We start from the raw sequence: 23,227 nt of genomic DNA on the forward strand, positions 1-23,227 counted from the left end.
GCTGGCGGTGAGTACGGCGCGGACCAGGCACAACTATGCCGGGCGGTCGGTGGCGGAGCGGCGGGCCGAGCGCCGGGCGCTGTTTCTCGAGGCGGGCCTGACGGTCTTCGCGGAGAAGACCTACGCCGCGAGTTCGATCTCGGATGTGTGCGCCGTGGCGGGGCTGTCGCGGCGGCAGTTCTATGAGCAGTACACGGGGCGGGAAGAGCTGCTGGTCGATGTGTACGACCACGTGCAGCAGCGAGCGCGGACTGCCTTCCGGGAAGGGCTGACGGGCGCGGGCGTCGCCGAACCGCGGGCACTGATCGAGGCGGGTCTGCGCGCGTACGTGCATGCGATCACCGATGATCCGCGCTGCGTGCAGGTCGCGTTCGTGGAGATCGTGGGCGTCAGCGACGCCGTGGAACGGCATCGGGCCCAGGTGCGTGACGAATGGGGCGAGGTGATCGCGGAAACGGCGTCGGCGGTGCCTGAGGTGAGTACCCCGCCGGGCGGCTGGCAGCTGGCCATGGCGGGGTTCATCGGGGCGGTGAACGGCGCGGTGCATCGGTGGAGTCAGCAGCGGCCGCGGCCGCCGGTGGACGAACTGCTCGCGGTGCTGTCGACGGTGCTGCTCGCACTGGTCCTGCCTGGTACCGCGACCGATTGATTGCGATCTGGGACACATCCGTGCCATAGTGGGCGCCGAAGTTGAGACGTTGGCGTCTCAAATTGAAGTGAGGATGTGGGTCGATGAAGACCAAACCGGGGTGGGTTCGCCGGATCTGCACGTTGTCCCTCAGCGCCGTCGCCGTATTCGCCGTGGTCGGCACCCCGGCGGCTGCCGAGCCCGCGCCGCAGGCGATCGAACCGGCTCGGGTACTGCCGTTGCCGCCGGAACTGGATCCGGGCTTCTACCATCCGCCCGCCGAGGTGTTCGGCGCCAAGGCGCCGGGTGAGATCATCGCGGTGCGACAGGTGAACGTCGGCAACTTCGGGCTCATCCCGCTCAACGTCGACGCCTGGCAGGTGTCCTACCGGTCCAACAACAGTCGCGACGAGCCCATCCCGGCCGTGGCCACCCTGATCAAGCCGCGCGGCACCTCGCCGACACCGCGCAAGCTGCTGTCGGTGCAGATCGCCGAGGATTCCACCGCCGGCTACTGCACGCCATCCTATGCGCTGCAACATCTTTCGGTCGCACCGTTCGTCGGCCAGATCGTCGCACCCGCGGAGTTCCTCTTCGCCCAGGCCGCACTGCAACAGGGCTGGGCGGTCGTGATCCCCGACCATCAGGGCCCGAATTCGGCGTACGCGGCCGGACCGCTGGCCGGGCGCATCACCCTCGACGGGATCCGCGCGGCCACCTCGTTCGCGCCGCTGGAGGTCGGGCCGGACGCGCCGGTCGGCATGTACGGCTACTCCGGCGGTTCCATCGCCACCGGTCACGCCGCCGAACTGCACCGGACCTATGCGCCCGAACTGAACATCGCGGCGACCGCGATGGGCGGCGTCGGCGCCGATCTCGGTGCGGCGCTGGAGATGTCGAACAACCAGGCCACCTCGGGCCTCGTCTTCGCCGCGGTGATGGGGCTCTCCCGCGAATACCCCGAGTTCGCCGCGTTTCTCGACCGCAACCTCGACCCCTTGGGCAAGACCTTGATGACGCTCAAAGCCCCACTATGCGTGCAGTATCAGTCGAGCCTGTTCCCGTTCCTGAACATGAAGGGCATGATGCGCACCCAGGGTGACCCGATGCGCGATCCGGCCGTCGCGGCGATGCTCGACGACACCCGCATGGGCCGCTCGGTCCCCGCAATGCCCATGTTCATCTGGCATTCCGCCTGGGATGAGATTTTGCCGCTGCACGCGACCGACCAGCTGGTCGACACCTACTGCACGGACCCGAACGCCCAGGTCACCTACACCCGCGACCATGCGAGCGAACACATCGTCGCCGAGGTCACCGGCGGCCCCGCCGCGCTGATGTGGATGCGCGACCGCCTCAACGGCGTCCCCGCCACCCGCGGCTGCACAACCACCGACGTCCCCTCGATGCTCGGCACCCCGGGCCAGCTGGATTTCATGGGCTCCATGCTCGGCGAAACCTTCGCCTCGTTCTTCGGTAAGCCGATCGGGGCGCGGTAACCCGGCGATCCCCGCGCGGAGATTAACGCGACTCTGAGTGACATGTATCACAGATCATCTGGCGTGCCGTTGCCCGGGTGAGCGTGTCGTTCGAGATAGCGCGCTGTGCCGGTGCGTGCGGGAGCTCGAGGAGGGTTGCGCGTGGATGCTGCGGACTTCGCGGGGGAATCGTTCGGACAGAGACCGGGCGATAGCGCCCTGGCGCGGTTGGTGCGGGTGGCGAGCGGGTTGTCGGAGGAGGCGCAGCGGTATCTGGTGATGATCGCCGATCGGCTGCGCGTCAGTGAGGGATTACCGCTCTTGGATGACGCGGGTGAGCTGCGGGAGGACGGTGACGGGCCCGCACCGAGAATCGACCGGGACGGCCACGTCGACTCGTCACACGCGCGCGACTGATCCGAGCGTCAGTGCTCGGCGGGCCCGGGGTCGCCGTCCGGGTGCTGCTGACGCGAGATGCGCCAGAGGAATTCGGGGTCGTCATCCGGGCCGAGGACACGCTTGGGGGCGCGTCGCGGTGGTGCGGGCATACCCGCACCTCGGTCGGGGCCGAACGCCTTCCAGCACAGCACCGCGATCGCCACGACCGCGATGAGTGCCAACAGGTACGTCACGTCGCTCACCTCCTGCTACCGAGGGTAGACCCGCGCCGGGCCCGCGCGCATCGAGACGTGCGATACCCGCCACGACAGCTGCGGACGGACCGTGTCGTGGCGGGCGGATCGAGACCGATCAGCGCGTGGTGGCCTCGGTGGTGAGCGACTTCAGCAGCTGCATGACCTCGGACTCACGGAACCGGCGGTGCCCACCCGGGGTGCGCAGCGACCCGAGCCGACCGGCGTGCGCCCACCGGGTGACGGTCTTCGGATCGACATGGAACAGGGCGGCAACCTGGCCGGGCGTCAGCAGGGTGTCCTGGCCGCCGACGGTGATCGCGGTCATAGCAAACTCTCCGTTCTCGACAGTAACTATCCCTCATCAAGATGCCGCCATAGTCGCACCGCGACCCCCAGGTACTCGAATGACCTACTGTTGGTAAAGGGGAGGTAATAGACAAATCGGATATTGTGCGCATCGGACCGCGCGATGATCGCCGCAGCGGACCCCGTAGGCCAACGAGGTCGGGGGAGCGCCGGGTCGAGTGCCCGAACGACCTCCGCTTACTCTGGACATCGTGAGTGACGCATCGCGACCGGAAGGGGCATCCGCCCGGCAAACCAGTGGTTCGACGGGTGGGCGGCTGGCCCGCAACCTGGCCCTGTACACCGTGGCCCGGCTCGGCCTGGTCGCGCTGATCACCGCGGTGATCGTGGTCGCGGCGAAGCTCATCGACGTGCAGATCCCGCTGGTGGTGGCCGCGCTGTTCGCGCTCATCATCGCGATGCCGCTGTCGCTGATCCTGTTCAAGGGCCTGCGCACCAAGGTCAACGAGGACATCGCCGTGGTCGACGAGCGCCGCAGGCAGGACAAGGCGCAGTTGCGGGCTCGGCTGCGTGGTGACGAGCCGGGCGATCAGGGCGGGTCGAAGGCGTGAAGTACGTCGACCGGAGCGCCCCGCGTGCCTGGGTCGACAATGCCGTCCGGCTCATCGACGCCGACACCCAGCGCAGCGCCGACACCCATCTGCTGCGGTATCCGCTGCCGGTCGAGTGGGATATCCAGCTCTATCTGAAGGACGAGTCCACTCACATCACCGGCAGCCTCAAGCACCGGCTGGCACGTTCGCTGTTCCTGTACGCCCTGTGCAATGGCTGGATCACCGAGAACACCACCGTGGTCGAGGCGTCGTCCGGGTCGACGGCGGTGAGCGAGGCCTACTTCGCGAAACTGCTCGGCCTGGATTTCGTCGCCGTGATGCCCGCCAGTACCTCGCCGCAGAAGATCGCGTTGATCGAGGCGCAGGGCGGACGCTGCCATTTCGTGCAACGCCCACCGGAGATGTACACCGAGGCCGCGCGGCTGGCCGCCGAATGCGGTGGTCACTACATGGACCAGTTCACCCATGCCGAGCGGGCGACGGACTGGCGCGGCAACAACAACATCGCCGAATCCATCTTCGAGCAGCTGAAACTGGAGAATCACTCGGTGCCGGAGTGGATCGTCACCGGCGCGGGCACCGGCGGTACCGGCGCCACCATCGGGCGCTACATCCGCTACCGCAGGCACGCCACGAAACTGGCGATCGTGGACCCGGAGAACTCGGCGTTCTACGGCGGCTACGAAACCGGTGATCCCGGCTACCAGACGGGCATGTCGTCGCGGATCGAGGGCATCGGGCGCCCGCGAGTGGAGCCGTCGTTCATCGCGCAGGTGGTGGACCGGATGATCGAGGTGCCCGACGCCGCCTCCATCGCCACCGCGCGTCATGCGAGCCGGGTGCTCGGCCGGCGCGTCGGTGGTTCCACCGGCACCAATCTGTGGGGCGCGTTCGCGCTGATCGCCGAGATGCTGGCGCAGGGTCGCACCGGCAGCGTGGTCACCCTGCTCTGCGACGGCGGTGACCGGTACGCGGGCACGTATTTCGACGACGACTGGGTTGCCCGACAGGGCTTGGACCTGGACGAACCCGCCGCCGTACTGGCCGATTTCACCGCGACGGGCATCTGGCGCGGCTGAACGCCTGCCCTCCTCGCGCGTCCCGGCCTACCCGGATCGCGCCGCGCTCTGCCGATCGCGCGCGGACCTGCCCGCCTTCGATGTCGACCGGCCGGTCGACTCGGGCCCTGTGCCGGCGGTCGCGCGGACGCCGGCCAGGATCGTGTCCACCAAAGCCGCGATATAGGCGGCGGATTCGGCTTTCGCCCGTTCCCGCAGATGCGGCGGCGTCGCGGTGACGTGATTGGACACAGCTCCGGCGATCAGATCGGCGACCAGGGCGACCGAAGTCTGCGGTGGCAGCTCCCCGCGTTCGATGCCGCGCCGGATGATCGCGCGGGTGGCGCGCAGATGCTCCGGGTAGGGATCGCCGGCGAGAGTGTCGGCGAGTTTCGCGACCCGATGCGCGTCGGCCGACAACTGGCGTGCCAGTGATCCGTCATCGGTGCTTTCGTGCGCCAGCCAGCTGGTGGCGAACTCGATCAGGTCTGTCCGCAGATCGCCGGTGTCGATATGGGCGATGAACCGGATCCGCGAACGCACCGCGTCCACCAGTAGCGCCTCTTTCGATGGCCACCGCAGGTAGAGCGACCCTTTGCCGATGCCGGAGCGCCGTGCCACCTCGTCCAGCGTGAACCCGCTCCAGCCGCGTTCGGCATAGACCGTGCGGGCGGCCTGGTGGGCGCGGTGTTCCAGCTCCGGATCGCGCGGACGCCCGGCTCGTCGCGTGTCAACCACCGACACATTGTGGCACCGGTCTCATTTTCCTATTTACGACGGTTCACGTCCGTAATAGGCTGGCGCGACATTGCTGCGATGTCCGTCACAGTGGCCGCGCCGCTCGCGACGGTGACCTGGAGGTATGCCGATGATCACCCCGCCGACCGACCTCGGTTCCTGGATTGCCCGCAGGGCCGCTTCCGGGCCGGCCCGCCCGGCCATCACCTTCGACGGGCAGACGCTGACCTACGGCGCGCTCCTCGAACGCGTCGACCGGCTGGCCGCGGAACTGGTCGCGGGCGGGGTGCGGCCCGGCGACAGGGTCGGCTACCTCGGACTGAACCATCCCGATTTCCTGGTCACATTGTTCGCGGCGTCGCGGGCGGGCGCGGTGTTCGTCCCGCTCAACTTCCGGCTGACGGCCGCCGAGCTGGGTTACATCCTCGGCGACGCCGGCGTGCACACGTTGATCGCCGATACGGACCGGGCCGAGATCGTCGACCCGGTGCTCGCCGAATCCGGGGTGAGCCGGTCGATTTCGCTGACCGCGCGCCCCGGGTGGGAGGTCCTCGACGAGCTGCTGACGGCCCGGGAACCGATCGCCGAGCCGAAACATCCAGACGCCGACGACGTAGCGGTGATCATGTACACCTCCGGCACCACCGGCAAGCCCAAGGGCGCGATGCTGACCCACGGAAACCTGTTCTGGAACAACGTCAACGCGCTGCTTTCCTTCGACACCCTCCACGACGACGTCTCGCTGGTCTGCGCACCGCTGTTCCATATCGGCGGGCTGAATGTGACGACGCTGGTGTCGTTGCAGAAGGGCGCGCACCTGGTGCTGATGGCCGCGTTCGACCCGGCGCAGGCGCTGGCGCTGATCGCCGAGCACAAGGTCACCACCATGTTCGGGGTGCCGGCGATGTATCTGTTCATGGCCCAGGTGCCACAGTTCGCGACCACGGATCTGTCGAGTGTGCGGACCTTCATCTGTGGTGGCGCGCCGGTACCGGAGGCGCTCATCACCCGCTACGGCGAGCGCGGGGTGCCCTTCGCCCAGGGCTATGGCCTGACCGAAACCGCGCCGCTGGCGCTGGTGCTGTCCACCGACGATGTGGCCACCCGGATCGGCGCCGCCGGGCACAAGGTGTTGCCGCTGTCGGATGTGCGCCTGGTCGATCTGGACAACAACCCGGTGCCCGACGGCGAGCGCGGCGAGATCTGTGTGCGCGGGCCGCAGGTCATGAAGGGCTATTGGAACAACAAGGCGGCTACCGACGCGGTCATCGATGCCGAGGGCTGGTTCCACACCGGTGATATCGGGCAGGCCGACCAGGACGGCTTCGTCTACGTGGTCGACCGGGTCAAGGACATGGTGATCACCGGCGGCGAGAACGTCTACCCGGCCGAGGTGGAGAACGTGCTGTACCGGCATCCGGCGGTGGCCGAGGTGGCGGTGCTCGGACTGCCGCACGAGAAGTGGGGTGAGGCGGTGACGGCCGTCGTCGCCACCCAGCCCGGCGCCTCGCTCACGCTGGACGAGTTGCGCGAATTCGCGCGCGGCGATCTGGCCGGATACAAGGTGCCGTTGCGGCTGGAGTTCGTCGACGCGCTACCGCGCAATGCGTCGGGCAAGGTGCTGAAGTACCGCTTGCGCGAGCAGTTCGGCGCGGCGACAGGCTGATCGCGGCCGGCTGCGATCGGCAGCGCCCCGGTATTCGGCTCTCGGACTCGCCTTCCCGTCGGGTGGAAGCGAGTGAACGTCGAGATTCGGCCGGGGCGCTTTCTTTTCGCCGGTGATGTCAATTTTTATTGACAAGGGCCGTGTCGTCAATCAAAATTGACGTCATGACGGAAGCAACCACGCTGGCAGCGGCGGCCGGCAGCCCCGATCCAGAGGTCGGGCTGCGGGCCGTGCTGGCATTGCGCAGGCTGCTCGAACGGCTCGAAGCGATCCAGGTGGCCAACGCCAGGGATCAGGGCTGGTCGTGGCAGGCCATCGCGGATGCCCTCGAGGTCAGCAAGCAGGCGGTACATCAGAAATACAACCGGAGAGGCAGGGGCCGCTGATGTTCGAACGGTTCAGCAAACACGCGCGCATGGCCGTCGTCGTGGCGCAAGAGGAGGCCAGGCAGCTGCGTGCGCCCGAAATTCGCGTCGAACACGTACTGCTCGGTGTGCTGTCGCAGGCCGAGCCCGTGATGAAGGACGCGCTGGCCTCGGCCGGACTCACCCACGAGCGAGTGACGGCGGCGCTGGCGGAGGACGGAGAGAACGCACCGCTGGGCGACCGCGACGCCGAAGCCCTGCGCTCCATCGGCATCGACCTCGACGCGGTACGCGACAGTCTCGAGGCCACCTTCGGCGAGGACGCGCTCGACCGTGCCGAACCACCGCAGCCGCGTGGACGGTTCGGGCGCGGCGGGATGGCCTTCGGCCATATCCGGTTCTCCCGCGAGGCGAAGAAGACGCTCGAGCTCGCGCTGCGGGAGGCGTTGGCACGTAAGGACAAGGGCATCGAATCCGGGCATATCCTGCTGGCGATTCTGCGGGCGCCGAACGCCACGACGGCGGCGTTGATCGGCGGCGACGAGCAGGCGGACGCGCTGCGCACGCGGGTGCACGCGCTACTGGACCGGGCCGCCTGAACACCGAAGATTCGGCTCGGTGCCGCCCGGATCCGAGATTCGGGCTCTAGCATGGCTCCATGCAGCTTGTGCTTCGGTTGGTCATCAACGCCTTCGCCATCTGGCTGGCCGCGACGTGGATCGACAAGATCGACATCATCAGCCCGGAGGATCAGGGCAACGGCGCCAAGATCATCACACTGCTGGCGGTCGCGGCCGTGTTCACCGCGGTGAACGCCCTCGTCAAGCCGATCGTGCAGCTGCTGTCGCTGCCACTGGTGATCGTGACCCTCGGGCTGTTCCTGCTGGTGGTCAATGCCCTGATGCTGTGGCTGACGGCCTGGATCACCGAATTCACCGATTACGGCCTGCGCATCGACGGCTTCTGGGCCGCGTTCTGGGGCGCGATCATCGTCACGGTGGTGAACTGGCTGCTGGGTGTGCTCGTGCCCGATCGGGACTGAGAGTCCCGCTACCCGGCGGTGCGGTGCGGGCGCCCAGGTCTATTCGCCCTGGCCGGTATTCGTGCGTGACCGTGCCCGCGGTTCACAACCACTCGGTGACGTCCATGGGCGCACCGTCATCGTCGAGCGGCGGCTCGATGCCGCGCGATCGCGGGGTTCCGAAATTCGAGGGCGGTCCGGGTTCGACGGCGACATCCAGCAACGCGTCGAAGTCGGCGAGGGTAGCGGCCAGCCGGGGCGCATTGCCGCGGTGGATCTCCGGTTGCGCCCGGCCACGGAAGTCGTGGGTCAGCCAGATGTCATGGTGGACCTCGAGATCGACGACAGGTTCCGTGCCGGTCAGATCCACCCCCACGCGCACCAGATCGTCCTCGGTGTGCGGGGATCCGGCGGCGTCGAATCGGGTGCCCGGCCCGGTGACGGTGAGCGCACCGATCGTCGCATGGCCGGGAACGTCGGCCGGGCGGGCGGCATCGAGCAGCGCGGGCACGGTGGGATCGGCGAGACCGGCGGCCAGCGCAACCGCGGATTGCGCTCCCGGCACGATCCGCCCCTCGACCAGCCAGCGGCAACTCACCCGCGACGCCGTCAACAGACCGTGCCTGCCTGCGCAACTCGTAAGCCGGTCCGCCAGCTCGAACTGCGCGGCCACGCCTCGTCCGACACCGGTCGGCCACCAGGTCCAGACGAACGAGAACGCCGGCGCCCGAAGCGGTTCGGCCGCGGTCATTCCGGGAAGACTTTCGCGCCGTCGGGAATGATCAGCTCCTTGTCGTCGGAAAAGCGCAGCACGAACGCGATGCCGCTGGAGGCGGAGCGGTCGTGCAGCGAACGCAGCGTATCGGTATCCAGGGCGGTCGACGGCGCGGCGACCTCGAGCACGCCCACCTTCCGCTCGGCGGGCGCGTCCACCAATTGTTTGACCACCGAGGCCGTCGCCGACCGCAAGCCCTTGATCGAGGCGACCTCTTTCGCCTGGTATGCGAAGGTCACCCGACCGTCGGGCCCCTTGATGCCGACGTCGATATCGAAGCGCCCCTGGCCCTCCTTCGTCCGGCCGAACACCAGATCGTGATGGCCGCGCCGGTACAACTCGTCACCGAGGCGCAGTTCCTGCATGGCCGCCGGCCGGGCCGCGGACGGCCCGCGGAACTTCGACACCAGATCTTTGAAGCCCTCCGACCCGGCGAGATGCCCCTTGCCGATGATATCGGCGGCCTCGGCGCCCATCGGGCTGCTGTTCGCATTGCGCAGAGCCTGAATCGTTTTCTGTTTATCGGGCCCGGAAACACCGAGGCGATCCATGACGCTCGACACCGCCGCGACCTGATCCTCGCGCATCGGCTTCCCCGCACCGCCACGCTCCTGGGCCGAACTGCTCGTCCGGTCATAGCGCTGGGTCCACTTCGGCTGGGGCAGCGTGCCACCGGTCTCGGTGTAGCGGCGGTAGCTGTTCGGGGCGTCCTGGGAGATGTCCTTGACCTGGCGGCCCCGGTCGACGGTCTTGTCCTGGAGTTCGGTGACCTGCTGCGGATCGAGGGCACGCACGGTGACCTGGATGGTGGCCGTGATCGGCCGGGTCTGACCGGCGGGGATCAGCTGTGGATCGTAGGTCGCGCTGCACGACAGCGTCGTCGAGCCATTGGCGGGCATGGTGCCGCTACCGTTGCAGCCGGCCCCGAGCGCCACCGGCACCGACGACTGCATGGTGACGCTGTAGTCGAACCTGACGGTGGTGACCCGGATATCCCGCGAGGTGTTCACCGTATTGGTGATGACGAACTGGATCGTGCAGACGCCGAGGCAGGGGTTCTGTAAGAACTGGCCGTTGATATTGCCGCCCACCGAGATCCGCGAATCCACCGCGTTGCCGAGGTCGTTCACCCGGCCCGGCAGTTCCTCGTAGATGCTGAGGGCGTCGTCGGCCTCGCCGGATTCCGGTTCGAGGGTGAACTCGGGTAGTTCAGGGTCCCCGTCACCGGAGTCGGCGGAATCGCCGGACGAGGACGCGCTGACGATCCGGTCGATGACCGGCGGTTCGGACGCGTCGCTCGATTCGCCTGCCGCATCGAAATTGCGCACATAGGTGGTGATGGAGCCGCTGGTGATCGGCGTCGATGGGTGCCCGTCGATCTCGATCGGGTCACCGACGGTGACGTCGGCGCTGCGCTCGGCCTCGGGATCGAGCGCCAGCGCCAGCCGTGCCGGTGCCAGGGTGCTCGCGAGATCGAACCCGAAGCGCTCCGGCCCGATCAGCACCGGCACGTCTTTGTATCGCGCGGCGTCCTCGGCGGATTCGCCGAGCGCGAGCCACGCCTGCTCGCTGCCCCGCAGGAAGGATTTCCCGCCGACCCCGAGGTAGTCCATGTCGATGCCCTCACGCACCGACACCGTGCCCGTCGCATCACCGACGTTGGTGACCGTGAGATCCACCCGAAGCCGCCCGGCCGACGCCCCTGTCGGTTTCACCGTCCCGGTGAAATGCGTGGCGGGCGTATCCAGCAACCGCAACTGCGCGGACGCCAACGCCGACCGGCCGCGCTGCTCGACGGTGGGCCCATCGCCGGTGCGCAGCACGAACACCGCACTGCCCACCCCGATCGCCGCCACGACCAGGATCACCAGCGACGCGATGATCCAAGGCCGCCGCCGCGCCCGCACCGGCGTGCCCGCGCCGAGCATCGGCGCACCACGCTGCGGATCGAACCCGAATCCCGGACCAGGATGCGAGCCGAACGGTCCGCCCTGACCAGGCGGGCCCAGGTGCTGTGGATAGGGACCGCCAGGCCCCGGTCCTCTGGTGTGCGGGGAATAGAGGCCGCCCGGACTCTGCCCGCCGGGCTGCGGGGGAAGGGGACCGCCCGGGCTCTGGCCGCCGGGTTGCGGTGGCGGCGGTGCGCCGATGGGTGCGTGGCCGCCGGGCTGCGGGGGATAGGGCCCGCTGACCGGCATCCATCCGCCGGATTGTGGTGGGTACGGCGCAGCGTGCTGCGCCTGCGGTCCGGGGTGCGGCGGGAAGGGCGCGCTGGGCGGCGTGTGTTCGCCGGGTTGTGCTGGGCGTGGTCCGCTGCCTGGTGGCTGTCCGCTGGGTCGCGGTGGGAACGGCTCACCGCCCGGCCAGTGTTCGCCGGACGGCGGGATCGACGCGGGAGTCGGCGCCGAATGTCCTTGCACCGGAGCCTGGTACGAGCCCGGTCCCGCCGGGCCGGGCGGGTAGGAGCCCGGCGGCACGGGCGGAGGGGGCTGGTTGGGCTCGGGCGGCTGGTGGTCAGGAGGCGGGCCGGAAGCCGGCGACGGTGATCCCATCGGCGGACGCTGCCCGGGCGGTGGCGTCTGTGGCTGCGGTATCGCGGGCCGGTTCTGATCGGCGATATCCGGGTTAGCGGGCAGCCCCGGGCCGTGGGGCGAGTCGGCCGGTTCCGGCGACATCGCACTGGTGCCCGACGGTCCGATCGACGTGGTCGAGCTCGATTCGGCGGTCGCCGGCGAATCCGGCGGCCTCGACTCCGGCGGCGGAGGCGGCGAATCGGGTTGCTGCGCGCGTTTTTCGCGGTCGTCGGCCTCCGACATGGTCCCTCCTCGTGATGACGGGACCGCTGAGCGCCATACCGTCGAGCCCCTCGCCCCTGCTTCAACAGTACGGCGCTGCCACGCTTTTCGTGCGCGATCGATTCGCCTGCACCGGGAATTCGGGACTGCCATCGGTCGTGCCCCGGCCGCGACGGGTGCGGCAGATTCGGGCTCGCAGCGGCCGTCGCCACCTCGGTCCGGACATGTCGCGGAACCGGACCGCCGCCCAGGCTGCGCCGATCCCGCGCCGGCCCATCGCCGCAACCCGGGTGGCCCGCGTTCGTTCGTCACATAGGTGTCGGTACTTCACACAAGTTATGGGTTCAGCAGGCGTCGATAACCTGTGTGCAGTAGTCACAACCTGTGCGAGGTCGACAACGTCAGAGCGACGCCAGCCCGAGCGCACCTGCCGTCAGCACCGACCACGCCAGCAACGCCAATCCGGAATCACGCAGCGCCGGAATCAGTTCGAGGCCACCGCGTCCGCCACGTACCGGGGCGTTGGCGCGGACGGCGAGCGGGATCGCGAGCAGGCCGACGAGGGCGAACGGTGAGCGCGCGACCAGCAGCAGCGTCGCCACGAACGGCACGGCCAGCAGCACCAGGTGCAATGTGCGGGTGCGCGGGTCGCCGAGCTTCACGGCGAGGGTGACCTTGCCGGATTCGGTGTCGGTGCGGATATCGCGCAGGTTGTTCGCCACCAGGACCGCGCTGGAGAAGGCGCCGACGGCGACGGCAAGCACCGCACCGACCCAGTCGATGCGTTCGGCCTGAACGAACTGGGTGCCGAGCACGCCGATCAGGCCGAAGAAGACGAAGACGGCGATCTCGCCGAAACCGCTGTAACCGTAGGGCTTGCTGCCGCCGGTGTAGAACCAGGCGCCGGCCAGGCAGGCGGCGCCGATGAGGACGAGCCACCACGCGGTCAGCACTACCAGGATCAGGCCGAAGACGGCGCCGACGCCAAGGCTGACGATGGCCGCGGTACGGACCGCGGCGGGCGAGGCCAGGCCCGAGCCGACCAGCCGTAGCGGGCCGACGCGTTCGTCATCGGTGCCGCGGATCCCGTCGGAGTAGTCGTTGGCGTAGTTCACGCCGATGATGAGCGCCAGCGAGACGAGCAGCGCGAGAATCGCTTTCCACCACACCAGGCCGTCGATGGACGCGGCGGCTCCGGTGCCGGCGATGACCGGGGCGATAGCGTTCGGCAGAGTGCGGGGCCGGGCGCCCTCGATCCATTGCGCTGCGGTAGCCATGTCCGCAGCCTAATCGGCGCGCTACCGGGACGCGGCTTCGGCGGCCAGCCGCAGCCGGCCGAGACCCTTCTCGAAATCCTTGCCGATCAGGCTGTCCATCGAGATGACCTTGCCCATCAGCGCCATCAGCCCGCGCTGTTCACCGTTCATCCGCCACACCACCTGGGTGCCGCCCCCTTCGGCGGGGGTGAGCGAGAACACGACATTGTTGCTGGCTTTGAACGGTTTCTCGAAGTCGAGCTTGAGGCGGATCTCCTGCTCGGTGCTCGAGGTGATCTCCATCGTCCCGCGCCCGGCCTTGCGGTTGCCCTCCCAGGCGTAGCGCGCTCCGACTCCGGCGTCGGGGCCGCTGTACATGCGGCGCAACTCCGGGTCGAGATCTTCCCATGGCGACCACTCGACCCAGTTGTGGAAGTCGTTGATCAACTCGTGCACGCGTGCCGGTTCGGCCGCGATGACGATCTGGCGCACCACCTCGAATTCGGCCATTGGCCCAGCGTAGGCGACCGACCGGTCGGACCGCAGGTAATTCGCTGCGCTTCATGGCCGGACCAGCGCATACGATGACCACGGCATGGTTTCCGAGTTGAACGGTCCGAGCGGCCGAAGACCAGTGGTGACGCCCGCAGAATCGGTGGTGGTCGGACTGCTGGGCGAGGTTTCGCTGCGCCGCGACGGTGCGCTCACGGCGGTGCCGGGTGTCCGGGCCCGGATGCTGCTCGCCGCACTGGCGGTGACGCCGGGCCGCAGCCGCAGCGCACCGGCGCTGATCGATGAGGTGTGGGGTGAGCAGCCGCTGCGCGCGCCCATGAACGCGCTGCACACGCAGGTGTCCCGGCTGCGCACCGCACTTCCGGACGGTGCCGTGGAGATCGGCCCGGCAGGCTATCGACTGCGGCTCACCGCCGAACAGGTCGATCTCACTGCCGTGTCGATGTTGCTCGAGCAGGCTCGCGAGGCTCGTGCCGGGAACGATCACGCCCGCTGTCTCGGCGTGGTGGCCGAGGCAAGGGCGCTGTGGCGCGGCGAACCGGGAGCCGATCTCACTGCCGGCCCGCTGGCCGACGAACTCGCCGGCGCAGCGGCCGATCTCCGGGCCGAGCTGGACGCGCTGGAACTCAGCGCCCGTGAAGCGATCGGCGACCTGGACGGCGCCATCGCCTTCGCGCGTGAAGCATTCGCGGCGGACCCGCTCAGCGAACCGAACGCCCGCACCCTGATGCGCCTGCTGGCCGCCGCCGGCCACCCCAACGAGGCCCTCGATGTCTTCGCCACCATCCGCGCCACGCTCGCCGACCACCTCGGCACCGATCCCGGTCCGGCGCTGGCCGAGCTGAACACCGCGATCCTGCGTGGCGATTTTCCGCCGGCCGGCGATGACGCCGCTCGATCGATCACCGCGATCGGTCCCGCCGAACGAAACGGGGTCACCGAGCATCCCGAGTCCCCGCGGCCCTCGCAGTGGACGGTGCACCGCCCCGCCGAGCGCGCGCCCGGTGGGCACGCCGAATTGTCGCGCCGAGCCGAGCAATCGAAGTCGCTCGGCCTCCCGGACCGGTACAGCGCGCGGGTGGACGATTCATCGGGATCCGCCGTTCATCGCACGGACGCAGAAGCCGCACGGGTGCCCGCTGCCGAGCCGCCGCCTTCCCGTTCCGCGCAGCGTCCGAGCGCGATCGGGGTGCGTGCGGCGCCGAACGCCCTGCTGGGCCGAGCGGACGACCTGACGGCGCTCGAGGACCTGCTGCGCAACTCGCGCGTCACCACCGTGCTCGGCCCGGGCGGCACGGGTAAGACCAGAATCGCCAATGAACTCGGTGCGCGGATGGCCCGTGAACAGCCGGTTGTGCTGGTCGAACTCGCCTCGGTGCGGGCCGAGGGCGGTGCTGATGCGTGCGGCGAGGTCGAGGCGGCGATCGGGGCGATCCTCGGGCTCGGTGATTTCGCCCGCGACCCGGTGCTGATCCGGGCGGGCATCCGGATCGAACTGCGCGAGCGGCTGCGGGACGCGCTCTCGGAGCGGCCGATGCTGCTCATCCTGGACAACTGCGAACATCTGGTCGACGCCGTGGCCGAAGTGGTGGCCGATCTGGTGGGCAGCTGTGCGCAGCTGACGGTGCTCACCACCAGCCGCGCGCCGCTGGCCATCTCCGCCGAGACCGTGTATCCGCTGGCCCCGTTGACGATCGACGCGGCGGGCTCACCGGCCACCGAACTGTTCATCGCCCGTGCCAAGGCGGTGCGCCCGACCGCGCGGCTGAACCCCGAGGTGGTGGCGCGGCTGTGCCATCGGCTCGACGGTTTGCCGCTGGCTATCGAGCTGGCCGCGGCGCGGGTCCGCTCGATGAGCGTCGAGGAGATCGACACCAGGCTCGAACACCGCTTCGCTCTATTGCGCAGCGGCGACCGGTCCTCGCCGGAACGCCACCGCACCCTGCACTCGGTGATCGCCTGGAGCTGGAACCTGCTCGACGAGCCGCAGCAGATCGCGTTGCGCCGGCTGTGCCGATTCCCGGCCGGGTTCACGTTGGAGGCGGCGGAGTTCGTGGCCGGTGGCCCGGAGGTCGGCGATGTGGTCGCCGCGGTGGAGGGGCTGGTCGGGCAGTCGTTGCTCACCGTGCTCGAGGACGATCGGCCCGATCCCGATGTGAGCCTGCCGCTGCGGTATCGGATGCTGGAGACCGTTCGCGAGTTCGGCGAGGAGCAACTCGCCGCGTCGCCCGGTGCCGACCCCGCCGAACCGAGTGATCCGCGGGCCGAGGCAGATCTGGTGGCCACCCGAATGTGCGGCTGGGCGCGCGAATTCGCCTTGACCGCCGTCCGCCGCTACCACGACCACGACGACGGCCAGGTGGCGCTGGTGCTCACCGTCGCCGCCGAAATGGACAACCTCACCGCCGTGCTGCGGCTGGCCGACGAGCGCCGCGACGCGCACACCATGTACACCGTCTTCCCGGTGTGCGCGATGCTGTGGGTGATGCGCGGCGCGCATATGGAACTCGTCGGCTGGGTGCACCGGATGCTCGCCATGGACCCGCCGGAGAGCCGGGGCATCGATGCCGATCTGGAAATGCTCGGATACGTCTACAGCGGCCTGCATCTGATGTACATGGAGAGCGAACTGCGCGACGCGGCGACGGTGCGCACCCGCGCGCGGCGGTTGCTGCGTCGTGACGGCGAACTCAGCGAATTGGCCCGGTTCTTAGGCAGATTCATCACCTGCCCGATCGACGGCTGGACCGTCTCGCGCCTGCTCGCGGACGCCACTCGCTCGGCCGACCGGGATACCGCGCTGGCCGCGCTGATCGTGCGCGCCAACTCCTGGGAGAACTCGGGTCAACTGCGTGGCTCGACGCGGGACGCGATGATCGCGGCATCGATGATCTCCGACAACGACGTGTGGTCCGGCGCCATGATCAACCAGCATCTCGGCGGCCTGGCCGGGCAGAACGGGCGCTACGCCGAGTCCGTCGGATATTACGAGCTGGCCGCCGAGCAGTTGCGGCGGCTGGGCGCCTACGAGGAAAGCCTGGAGATGCGCAGTTTCCTGGCCGCCTCGCTCACCGCGTCCGGGCAGACGGTGCGGGCGCGGGCCGAACTGGAGATCGCGCTCGGGCTCACCGACTCCGGCGCCTCCCGGCTGGCCGCCCTCGACGATCCCGGCGTCCGGCGCAATCACCGGCTCTCGACCGTCGCGGCGAGCCTGGCCGAGATCGAGCTGGCGGAGGGCAACAGCGGGCGTGGCCTCGAGCTGTTCCGTCGTGCGCTCGAACTGGTCGGCTGGCCCGGCCGCGAGTTCGTGCCGGGTCCCGGCGTGATGATGTTGTGCAGCGCCACGCTCGACGCGCACACCCTCTACGGGCAGGCCGCCGACATGACGGCGATGACCGCGCAACTGGCCGATATCGCGGTGGAACGGCTCATCCAGTTCTGGGATGTGCCGCAGATCGGCGCGGTGGCCTGCGCGGTGGGATCACAGCGGCTCAGCCTGGATCCGGCCTGCGCGATCGGGCTCGAGCTGCTCGCGCTGGCCCCCGCCGCGAAGGCCAGGCAGGACTACCCGGTGATGGCGCTGGCGCGGCATCGCGAACTGCACCGCGACACCGTCGGCTGCGACCGCATCGATCGGGCGACGGCGGAGGTGGCCGGATTGCGCAGGCTGGTCGCGGCGGATCGGATCATGACCCTGCTGAAGGTGGTCGCACGCGCACCGGGCCCGCTCGCACGATGACGCGCGAACGGGCCCGGTCGGGTAGGGCACGGGCTCAGACCCGCCGCATGTAGGCGCGCACGGTCAGCGGCGCGAAGATCACCATGATCACCGCGGCGCCCACCAGCGACCACACGACATGCGAGCCGACATGACCGTCGTTCATCAGGTCACGGCACGCCCACACCAGATGCGAGATCGGGTTGACGTCGATGAAAGCCTGCAACCAGCCCGGCATGGTCTCCTTCGGCACGAACGCCGGGGAGGCGAAGGTCAGCGGGAACATCACCAGCATCGAATAGCCCTGGACGGCCGAGGCCTTGTTGGCGATGACGCCGAAGAACGCCCAGATCCAGCTGGTCGCGAACGAGCACACGATCACCAGCGCGATACCGGCGATCGCACCGAGCGGATCGGGCCGGAATCCCATGATCAGGCCCATGACCAGGGTCAGCACCGAGGCGATGGCGTAACGGACCATATCGGCGGTCAGCGCACCGGACAGCGCCGAGATGCGGGCGATGGGCAGGGATTTGAAGCGATCGAAGACGCCCTTCTCCATGTCCTCCTTGAGCTGTACGCCGGTGACGATGGAGGTCATGATGACCGTCTGCACCAGGATGCCCGGGATGATGACCGGCAGGTAGCTGCGCACGTCACCGGAGATGGCGCCGCCGAAGATGTAGGTGAACATCAGCGTGAAGATGATCGGCTGGATCACCACATCGAACAGTTGCTCCGGGTTGTGCTTGATCTTCAGCAGACCCCGGTAGGCCATGGTGAGGGTGTTGTCGAAGGTCTGTTTCAGGGTGATGGGGCCGGCGGGCTGCGGGACCGGTGTGGTCCGCGCCGGCGCCGTGAGGGTAGTGGTCATGCCACACTCCGTTCGAGTTCGATGTCGTCGGTGTTGTCCTCGGCCGGATGGCCGGTGATGGTGAGGAAGACCTCGTCCAGGCTCGGCTTGCTGACCGAGATCTCCTCGACGCCGATCTCCCATTCGCGCAGCCGGATCAGCAGATCCGCGGTGACACCGGGATCGGGCAGGGCGGCGGTGAGACGCCCGGCTTCCGGCGAGACGGCGGCATCGGTGCCGAGGAAATCGCCGATGATCCGGCGGGCCTCGGCGATCTGATCGCTGTCGGTCAGGGTCAGGTGCAGCGAGGACTGGCCGACCGAGGATTTGAGTTCGTCGGCGGTGCCATCGGCGATCACCCGGCCCCGGTCGATCACCGCGATCCGGTCGGCCAGCTGATCGGCCTCGTCCAGGTACTGGGTGGTGAGCAGCACCGTCGCGCCCTCGCGGACCAGCCGGCGGATGGTCTCCCACATCTGGGCGCGGGTGCGCGGATCCAGGCCGGTAGTCGGTTCGTCCAGGAACAGCAGCGGCGGGGTGGAGATCAGGCTCGCGGCCAGATCCAGTCGCCTGCGCATACCGCCGGAGAAGTTCTTCAACGCCTTGTCGGCGGCCTCGGTCAGGTCGAATTCGTCGAGCAGGTCCGCGGTCTTGCGGCGCGCTTCGGCGCGGGAGAGCCCGAGCAGCCTGGAGAAGATCATCAGATTCTCCGAGGCGGTCAGATCCTCGTCGACAGAGGCGTACTGCCCGGTGACACCGATCAGCGAACGCACCGCGTCCGGTTCGGCGAGCACGTCGTGGCCGAAGATGCGGGCGCTGCCGCCGTCGGGGCGCAGCAGGGTCGCGAGCATGCGGATGGTGGTGGTCTTGCCGGCGCCGTTCGGGCCGAGCACCCCGTACACCGCGCCCTGCGGCACGGCCAGACTCACCCCGTCGACGGCGCGCTGGGCGCCGAACATCTTGACCAGGCCGTCGGCCTCGATGGCGAGGGGGCCGGTCGATGCGTAATCAGTCATGCCGACGACTGTGCGCGGGGCTGCTTGCACCGAGCTTGCACCGCGATTGCGTGGGCGCCGCAAGGCCGACGCAAGCGGAGCAAGCACCAGCGACTTGACCTCAACAATTGTTGAGCTTCTACCGTTGCCGGTGACGGTCGAACGCCGTCGAACAACCCTCCGACCAGCGAAGGTATCTGATGAATCCTGAGACCGCAGTGCACGATCTGCGAGTGGCCGCACTCATCGGCAGCGTCCGCGACGGCCGCTTCGGCGCCCGGATCGGCGCGTGGGTGCACGATCGGCTGACCGGCGCGGGCCTCGACGTCGACCTCCTCGATCTGGCCGCGACGACGATCCCGCACTCGATGGGCGCCGACGCTGATTTCGCGTCCCTCACCGAACGCATCGGCCGCGCGGACGCCCTCATCGTGATCACGCCCGAGTACAACCACAGCTATCCGGGGCCGCTCAAGACCGCCATCGACATGCTCGGGCCCGAATTGCGCGCGAAACCGGTCGGATTCGTCTCCTACGGCGGGATGTCCGGCGGCTTGCGTGCGGTCGAGGCCCTGCGTCCGGTGCTCGCGGAACTGCACGCGGTGACCGTCCGGGAGACGGTCAGCCTGCACAATCCGTGGTCATCCCTGGACCCGGCCGACGGATATCCGGACCAGGCGGCCACCGATGCCCTGCACGTGATGGCGCGCCAGCTGCTGTGGTGGGCGGATGCGTTGCGCACGGCCAAAGAGCGCGTGCCCTACCCGGTGTGATCGGCGTACCGGGGGCACGCCGACATCGCGCGGCGCGTATGCACGGGTGGCCGTCGTGCAGCGCGGGCGGAGTGCGGTGGCATCTCTACCGCGCCGACTCCGATATCAGGATCTCCCGCAGTTTGGCGCGGTCCGGTTTGCCCGGCCCGTGCAGCGGCAGCTCGTCCAGCACCGCGAGTTCGCGGGGTGCGGCGATGGGGTCGAGTTCGCGCAGCACGTGGTCGCGCAGGTCGTCGAGGGTGGGGTCGGCGCCGGGGACGGGTACCACCGCCACCGCCACGCGCTGGCCCAGCCGCTCGTCGGGCAGGCCGAGCACCACGACCTCGCTGATCGCCGGATGGGTGACCAGCACGGCCTCCACGACCTGCGGGATGACGAGCAGCCCGCCGGTCATGATGGCTTCGTCGAGGCGGCCGCTGATGCTGAGCACGCCGTTGTCGAAGGTGCCCGCGTCCTCGGTGCGGAACCAGCCGGGTTCGGCGAACGCCGGGTGGTCGGGCAGGCCGCGGTAGCCGGAGGCCAGCATGGCGCCGCCGAGCAGCACCCGGCCGTCCTCGATGCGCACCTCGGCGCCGTCCAGCGGGACGCCGTCGTAGACGCACCCGCCGCAGGTCTCGCTCATGCCGTAGGTGCGAACCACATTGATCCCCGCGGCTTTCGCGCGCTCGTACACCGGGATCGGTGTGGCCGCACCGCCGACCAGCACGGCGTCGAGCTCGGCCAAGGCGGCGGCGCCGGCGGGGGCGTCGAGTGCCTTGATCAGCTGGGTCGGCACCAGGGAGGTGTAGCGGCGCGGGCCCGGCATGCTCGCGACGGCGCCGGCCAGTGCTTCGGGTAGGAAACCGCCGGAGACGTCGAGCACGGTCGGTTCGGTGCCGGCCAGAATGCTGCGCAGCAGCACCTGGATCCCGGCGATGTGGTGGGTGGGCAGTGCCAGCAGCCAGCTGCCCGGACCGCCGAGCCGGTCGTGGGTGGCATTGCCGCTGGCCCGCAGGGCCGCCGCGCTCAACATCGCGCCCTTGGGCACACCGGTGGTGCCGGAGGTGGTGACCACCAGCGCGACATCGTCTTCGATCGGCTCGCCGGGGGAGAGCGCACTGCTCAACCGGCGGGCCTCACGGCGATCACTGGTCGGAATCGGCAGCCACGCCGGGCCATTGCCCTCGAGGGCCTCGCGCAGGTGCGGCAGCACATCACGCATGCCCGAACCGGTGGGCATCGGCAAGGTTCGCAGGGTACTCATGACTCCACCTCGCTGGCACTCGGCTCCGTCGAGGACGCGGTGGAGGTGCCGAGAGTTCGCTCGCTCACGGCTCCACCTCGTTGCGCTCGCTCACGACAGGGATCGTGTCATGCGCGCGAGTCCGGGTGCGGAACGGGTTGCCGTGCCGGTACGAACCAGCTGCGACCGGCGCGGGAAAATGAGGCTCGGATAGGCCAAACATCGAAACTGCGATTCGTTCGTCGGATGTACGCGGGCTACGGTCACCCGGGCGGGCGGCCATCCGAGCGCTATCGTTCCCCTCCGTTGTCCGGATAGCAACTCGATGGCCTGCCGACAGTCACCGGGCGTGGCCGTGGTCATTCCGGCTTCCTGCGGCTATCGCGACGAATCGGGTGATCGTCGGGCACCTCCACGAGCACGATCGCCACCCCATCGGGATCGCGGACCCACATCTCGATCAGGCCCCACGGCTCCTGCACCGGCGCCCGCTCGATCGACACACCCTTGAGCGTCAGCTCCACCGCGGCGGCCGACACGTCGCGCACCTGCAGCCAGATAGCTCCATCGAAGCTCGACGAGCCGTCCGAACCACCGTGCCCGGCGATCTCGATCAGCGACTGTCCGGCGAAGAACACCGTGCCGCCCGGGTATTCCCTGGCGATGGCCAGCCCCAGATCGTCGCGATAGAACGCGAGCGTCCGGTCGTAATCGGCCGGTCGCAGCAGGATTCGGCTGCTCAGGATGTCCATCGGTCTCCCTCGTGGTGTGGGTCCTCGCCCGGCGGTGGTGACCGGTCAGAAGTACCAGGGGTAGGGGCTCCAGTCGGGTGCGCGCTTCTCCAGGAAGGCGTCGCGGCCCTCGACGGCCTCATCGGTCATGTAGGCCATCCGGGTCGCCTCACCGGCGAACAGCTGCTGGCCGACCAGGCCGTCGTCGGCCAGATTGAACGCGTATTTGAGCATGCGCTGGGCCTGCGGGGATTTGCCGTTGATGTCGGCGGTCCACTCCAGCGCGACGTCCTCGAGTTCGGCATGGTCGACGACCTTGTTCACCGCACCCATCTGGTGCATTTCCTCGGCGGTGTAGGGCCTGCCGAGGAAGAAGATCTCGCGGGCGAACTTCTGCCCGACCATCTTCGCCAGGTAGGCGCTGCCGTAGCCGCCGTCGAAGCTGCCCACATCGGCGTCGGTCTGCTTGAACCGGGCGTGTTCGCGGCTGGCCAGGGTGAGATCGCAGACCACGTGCAGGCTGTGCCCGCCACCGGCGGCCCAGCCGTTGACCAGCGCGATCACCACCTTGGGCATGAACCGGATGAGCCGCTGCACCTCGAGGATGTGCAGCCGGCCCGCCCTGGCCTGATCCACCGTGTCGGCGGTCTCGCCGCTGGCGTACTGGTAACCGCTGCGTCCGCGGATGCGCTGATCGCCGCCGGAGCAGAAGGCCCAGCCGCCGTCCTTGGGGCTCGGTCCGTTGCCGGTGAGCAGCACCGCGCCGACGTCGGAGGTCATCCGCGCGTGGTCGAGCACGCGGTAGAGCTCGTCGACGGTATGCGGGCGGAAGGCGTTGCGGACCTCGGGCCGATCGAAGGCGACCCGGACGGTGCCCTGCTCGATATGCCGGTGGTAGGTGATGTCGGTCAGGTTCTCGAACCCGGGTACGGGCCGCCACAGCGTCGGATTGAACGTCACGTCAGTGATTATGGCCCCGCGGGTGGGCGGTTCCGGCGCAGGTGTGAGCCGCTCGACTCCCGGTCGGCGGGAGGCATCGACTTGACGGTGTAAAAAATCGCGTTAGCGTGCAGGTATGAGTGAGCGA

23 protein-coding genes are annotated in these 23,227 nt (G+C 68.9%); 11 read left to right on the forward strand and 12 right to left on the reverse strand.

Going from position 1 to position 23,227, the window contains the following annotated elements; all coding sequences use genetic code 11:
• The first annotated feature begins 7 nt into the window (after nt 1-7).
• The 3 genes from AC5W7N_RS07820 to AC5W7N_RS07830 all read left to right on the forward strand — a co-directional run bounded on the left by AC5W7N_RS07820 (nt 8) and on the right by AC5W7N_RS07830 (nt 2,523).
• Entirely contained in the window at nt 8-649 is a 642-nt protein-coding gene (locus tag AC5W7N_RS07820) for a TetR/AcrR family transcriptional regulator (protein WP_195020113.1), read from the forward strand.
• Between the two features lie 83 nt (nt 650-732).
• Nucleotides 733-2,127 carry a lipase family protein gene (locus AC5W7N_RS07825; protein ID WP_195020112.1) on the forward strand — a complete coding sequence of 465 codons (1,395 nt, stop codon included), beginning with the start codon at nt 733-735 and terminating at the stop codon, nt 2,125-2,127.
• A 141-nt stretch (nt 2,128-2,268) separates the two neighbouring features.
• Complete coding sequence (locus AC5W7N_RS07830; RefSeq protein WP_195020111.1) at nt 2,269-2,523, forward strand: hypothetical protein; 255 nt, start codon at nt 2,269-2,271, stop codon at nt 2,521-2,523.
• Nucleotides 2,524-2,531: 8 nt separating this feature from the next.
• On the opposite strand, the gene AC5W7N_RS07835 is transcribed toward AC5W7N_RS07830, so the two are convergent.
• Together AC5W7N_RS07835 and AC5W7N_RS07840 are read right to left on the reverse strand one after the other, a co-directional pair.
• Nucleotides 2,532-2,738 (reverse strand): hypothetical protein, encoded by a 207-nt coding sequence (locus AC5W7N_RS07835; protein WP_195020110.1) that lies wholly within the window; start codon nt 2,736-2,738, stop codon nt 2,532-2,534.
• A gap of 118 nt (nt 2,739-2,856) precedes the next feature.
• On the reverse strand, nt 2,857-3,066 hold the full coding sequence (locus AC5W7N_RS07840; protein WP_036540564.1) for a BldC family transcriptional regulator: 210 nt from the start codon (nt 3,064-3,066) through the stop codon (nt 2,857-2,859).
• A gap of 232 nt (nt 3,067-3,298) precedes the next feature.
• Here AC5W7N_RS07840 and AC5W7N_RS07845 point away from each other — a divergent pair, with 232 nt between their 5' ends.
• Nucleotides 3,299-3,658: a DUF4229 domain-containing protein gene (locus AC5W7N_RS07845; RefSeq protein WP_175585787.1), complete on the forward strand. Its 360-nt coding sequence runs from the start codon at nt 3,299-3,301 to the stop codon at nt 3,656-3,658.
• A complete protein-coding gene (cds1, locus tag AC5W7N_RS07850) occupies nt 3,655-4,740 on the forward strand; it encodes an L-cysteine desulfhydrase Cds1 (RefSeq protein WP_163810175.1) in 1,086 nt (361 codons plus the stop codon). The genes AC5W7N_RS07845 and cds1 overlap by 4 nt, the downstream gene beginning before the upstream one ends.
• Nucleotides 4,741-4,767: 27 nt before the next feature.
• Here the strand turns inward: cds1 and AC5W7N_RS07855 are convergent, their stop codons facing one another.
• Nucleotides 4,768-5,457, reverse strand: coding sequence for a TetR/AcrR family transcriptional regulator (locus AC5W7N_RS07855; protein WP_163810173.1), 690 nt, complete (start codon nt 5,455-5,457; stop codon nt 4,768-4,770).
• 124 nt (nt 5,458-5,581) lie between these two features.
• Here AC5W7N_RS07855 and AC5W7N_RS07860 point away from each other — a divergent pair, with 124 nt between their 5' ends.
• From AC5W7N_RS07860 to AC5W7N_RS07875, 4 genes are all read left to right on the forward strand, one after another.
• Nucleotides 5,582-7,123 (forward strand): acyl-CoA synthetase, encoded by a 1,542-nt coding sequence (locus AC5W7N_RS07860; protein ID WP_195020109.1) that lies wholly within the window; start codon nt 5,582-5,584, stop codon nt 7,121-7,123.
• A 164-nt stretch (nt 7,124-7,287) separates the two neighbouring features.
• Nucleotides 7,288-7,509 (forward strand): helix-turn-helix domain-containing protein, encoded by a 222-nt coding sequence (locus tag AC5W7N_RS07865; RefSeq protein ID WP_130917983.1) that lies wholly within the window; start codon nt 7,288-7,290, stop codon nt 7,507-7,509.
• Nucleotides 7,509-8,087: a Clp protease N-terminal domain-containing protein gene (locus AC5W7N_RS07870; RefSeq protein WP_163810169.1), complete on the forward strand. Its 579-nt coding sequence runs from the start codon at nt 7,509-7,511 to the stop codon at nt 8,085-8,087. The genes AC5W7N_RS07865 and AC5W7N_RS07870 overlap by 1 nt, the downstream gene beginning before the upstream one ends.
• 59 nt (nt 8,088-8,146) lie before the next feature.
• Nucleotides 8,147-8,530: a phage holin family protein gene (locus AC5W7N_RS07875; protein WP_163810167.1), complete on the forward strand. Its 384-nt coding sequence runs from the start codon at nt 8,147-8,149 to the stop codon at nt 8,528-8,530.
• An 82-nt stretch (nt 8,531-8,612) separates the two neighbouring features.
• Here the strand turns inward: AC5W7N_RS07875 and AC5W7N_RS07880 are convergent, their stop codons facing one another.
• From AC5W7N_RS07880 to AC5W7N_RS07895, 4 genes are all read right to left on the reverse strand, one after another.
• On the reverse strand, nt 8,613-9,260 hold the full coding sequence (locus AC5W7N_RS07880) for a hypothetical protein (protein ID WP_195020108.1): 648 nt from the start codon (nt 9,258-9,260) through the stop codon (nt 8,613-8,615).
• Nucleotides 9,257-11,212 carry a LolA-like protein gene (locus AC5W7N_RS07885; RefSeq protein WP_495923448.1) on the reverse strand — a complete coding sequence of 652 codons (1,956 nt, stop codon included), beginning with the start codon at nt 11,210-11,212 and terminating at the stop codon, nt 9,257-9,259. Before AC5W7N_RS07885 ends, AC5W7N_RS07880 begins: the two co-directional genes overlap by 4 nt.
• Before the next feature lie 1,268 nt (nt 11,213-12,480).
• On the reverse strand, nt 12,481-13,356 hold the full coding sequence (locus tag AC5W7N_RS07890; RefSeq protein ID WP_280212791.1) for a 1,4-dihydroxy-2-naphthoate polyprenyltransferase: 876 nt from the start codon (nt 13,354-13,356) through the stop codon (nt 12,481-12,483).
• Between the two features lie 21 nt (nt 13,357-13,377).
• Nucleotides 13,378-13,845 (reverse strand): SRPBCC family protein, encoded by a 468-nt coding sequence (locus tag AC5W7N_RS07895; protein WP_495923449.1) that lies wholly within the window; start codon nt 13,843-13,845, stop codon nt 13,378-13,380.
• A gap of 85 nt (nt 13,846-13,930) precedes the next feature.
• On the opposite strand from AC5W7N_RS07895, the gene AC5W7N_RS07900 reads away from it, so the two are divergent.
• A complete protein-coding gene (locus AC5W7N_RS07900) occupies nt 13,931-17,587 on the forward strand; it encodes an AfsR/SARP family transcriptional regulator (protein ID WP_495923450.1) in 3,657 nt (1,218 codons plus the stop codon).
• A gap of 34 nt (nt 17,588-17,621) precedes the next feature.
• On the opposite strand, the gene AC5W7N_RS07905 is transcribed toward AC5W7N_RS07900, so the two are convergent.
• Nucleotides 17,622-18,440 carry an ABC transporter permease gene (locus AC5W7N_RS07905; RefSeq protein WP_163810153.1) on the reverse strand — a complete coding sequence of 273 codons (819 nt, stop codon included), beginning with the start codon at nt 18,438-18,440 and terminating at the stop codon, nt 17,622-17,624.
• Nucleotides 18,437-19,435 (reverse strand): ATP-binding cassette domain-containing protein, encoded by a 999-nt coding sequence (locus AC5W7N_RS07910; RefSeq protein WP_194990425.1) that lies wholly within the window; start codon nt 19,433-19,435, stop codon nt 18,437-18,439. Before AC5W7N_RS07910 ends, AC5W7N_RS07905 begins: the two co-directional genes overlap by 4 nt.
• Nucleotides 19,436-19,614: 179 nt before the next feature.
• Here AC5W7N_RS07910 and AC5W7N_RS07915 point away from each other — a divergent pair, with 179 nt between their 5' ends.
• Nucleotides 19,615-20,187: an NADPH-dependent FMN reductase gene (locus AC5W7N_RS07915; RefSeq protein ID WP_194990426.1), complete on the forward strand. Its 573-nt coding sequence runs from the start codon at nt 19,615-19,617 to the stop codon at nt 20,185-20,187.
• Between the two features lie 85 nt (nt 20,188-20,272).
• On the opposite strand, the gene menE is transcribed toward AC5W7N_RS07915, so the two are convergent.
• From menE to AC5W7N_RS07930, 3 genes are all read right to left on the reverse strand, one after another.
• Nucleotides 20,273-21,430: an o-succinylbenzoate--CoA ligase gene (menE, locus tag AC5W7N_RS07920; protein WP_163810149.1), complete on the reverse strand. Its 1,158-nt coding sequence runs from the start codon at nt 21,428-21,430 to the stop codon at nt 20,273-20,275.
• A gap of 338 nt (nt 21,431-21,768) precedes the next feature.
• Nucleotides 21,769-22,161, reverse strand: a complete 393-nt coding sequence (locus tag AC5W7N_RS07925) for a VOC family protein (protein WP_163810147.1) — start codon at nt 22,159-22,161, stop codon at nt 21,769-21,771.
• Nucleotides 22,162-22,206: 45 nt separating this feature from the next.
• A complete protein-coding gene (locus AC5W7N_RS07930; RefSeq protein ID WP_163810145.1) occupies nt 22,207-23,100 on the reverse strand; it encodes a 1,4-dihydroxy-2-naphthoyl-CoA synthase in 894 nt (297 codons plus the stop codon).
• Nucleotides 23,101-23,227: the final 127 nt, after the last annotated feature.

Source organism: Nocardia sp. CDC519 (assembly GCF_059509835.1).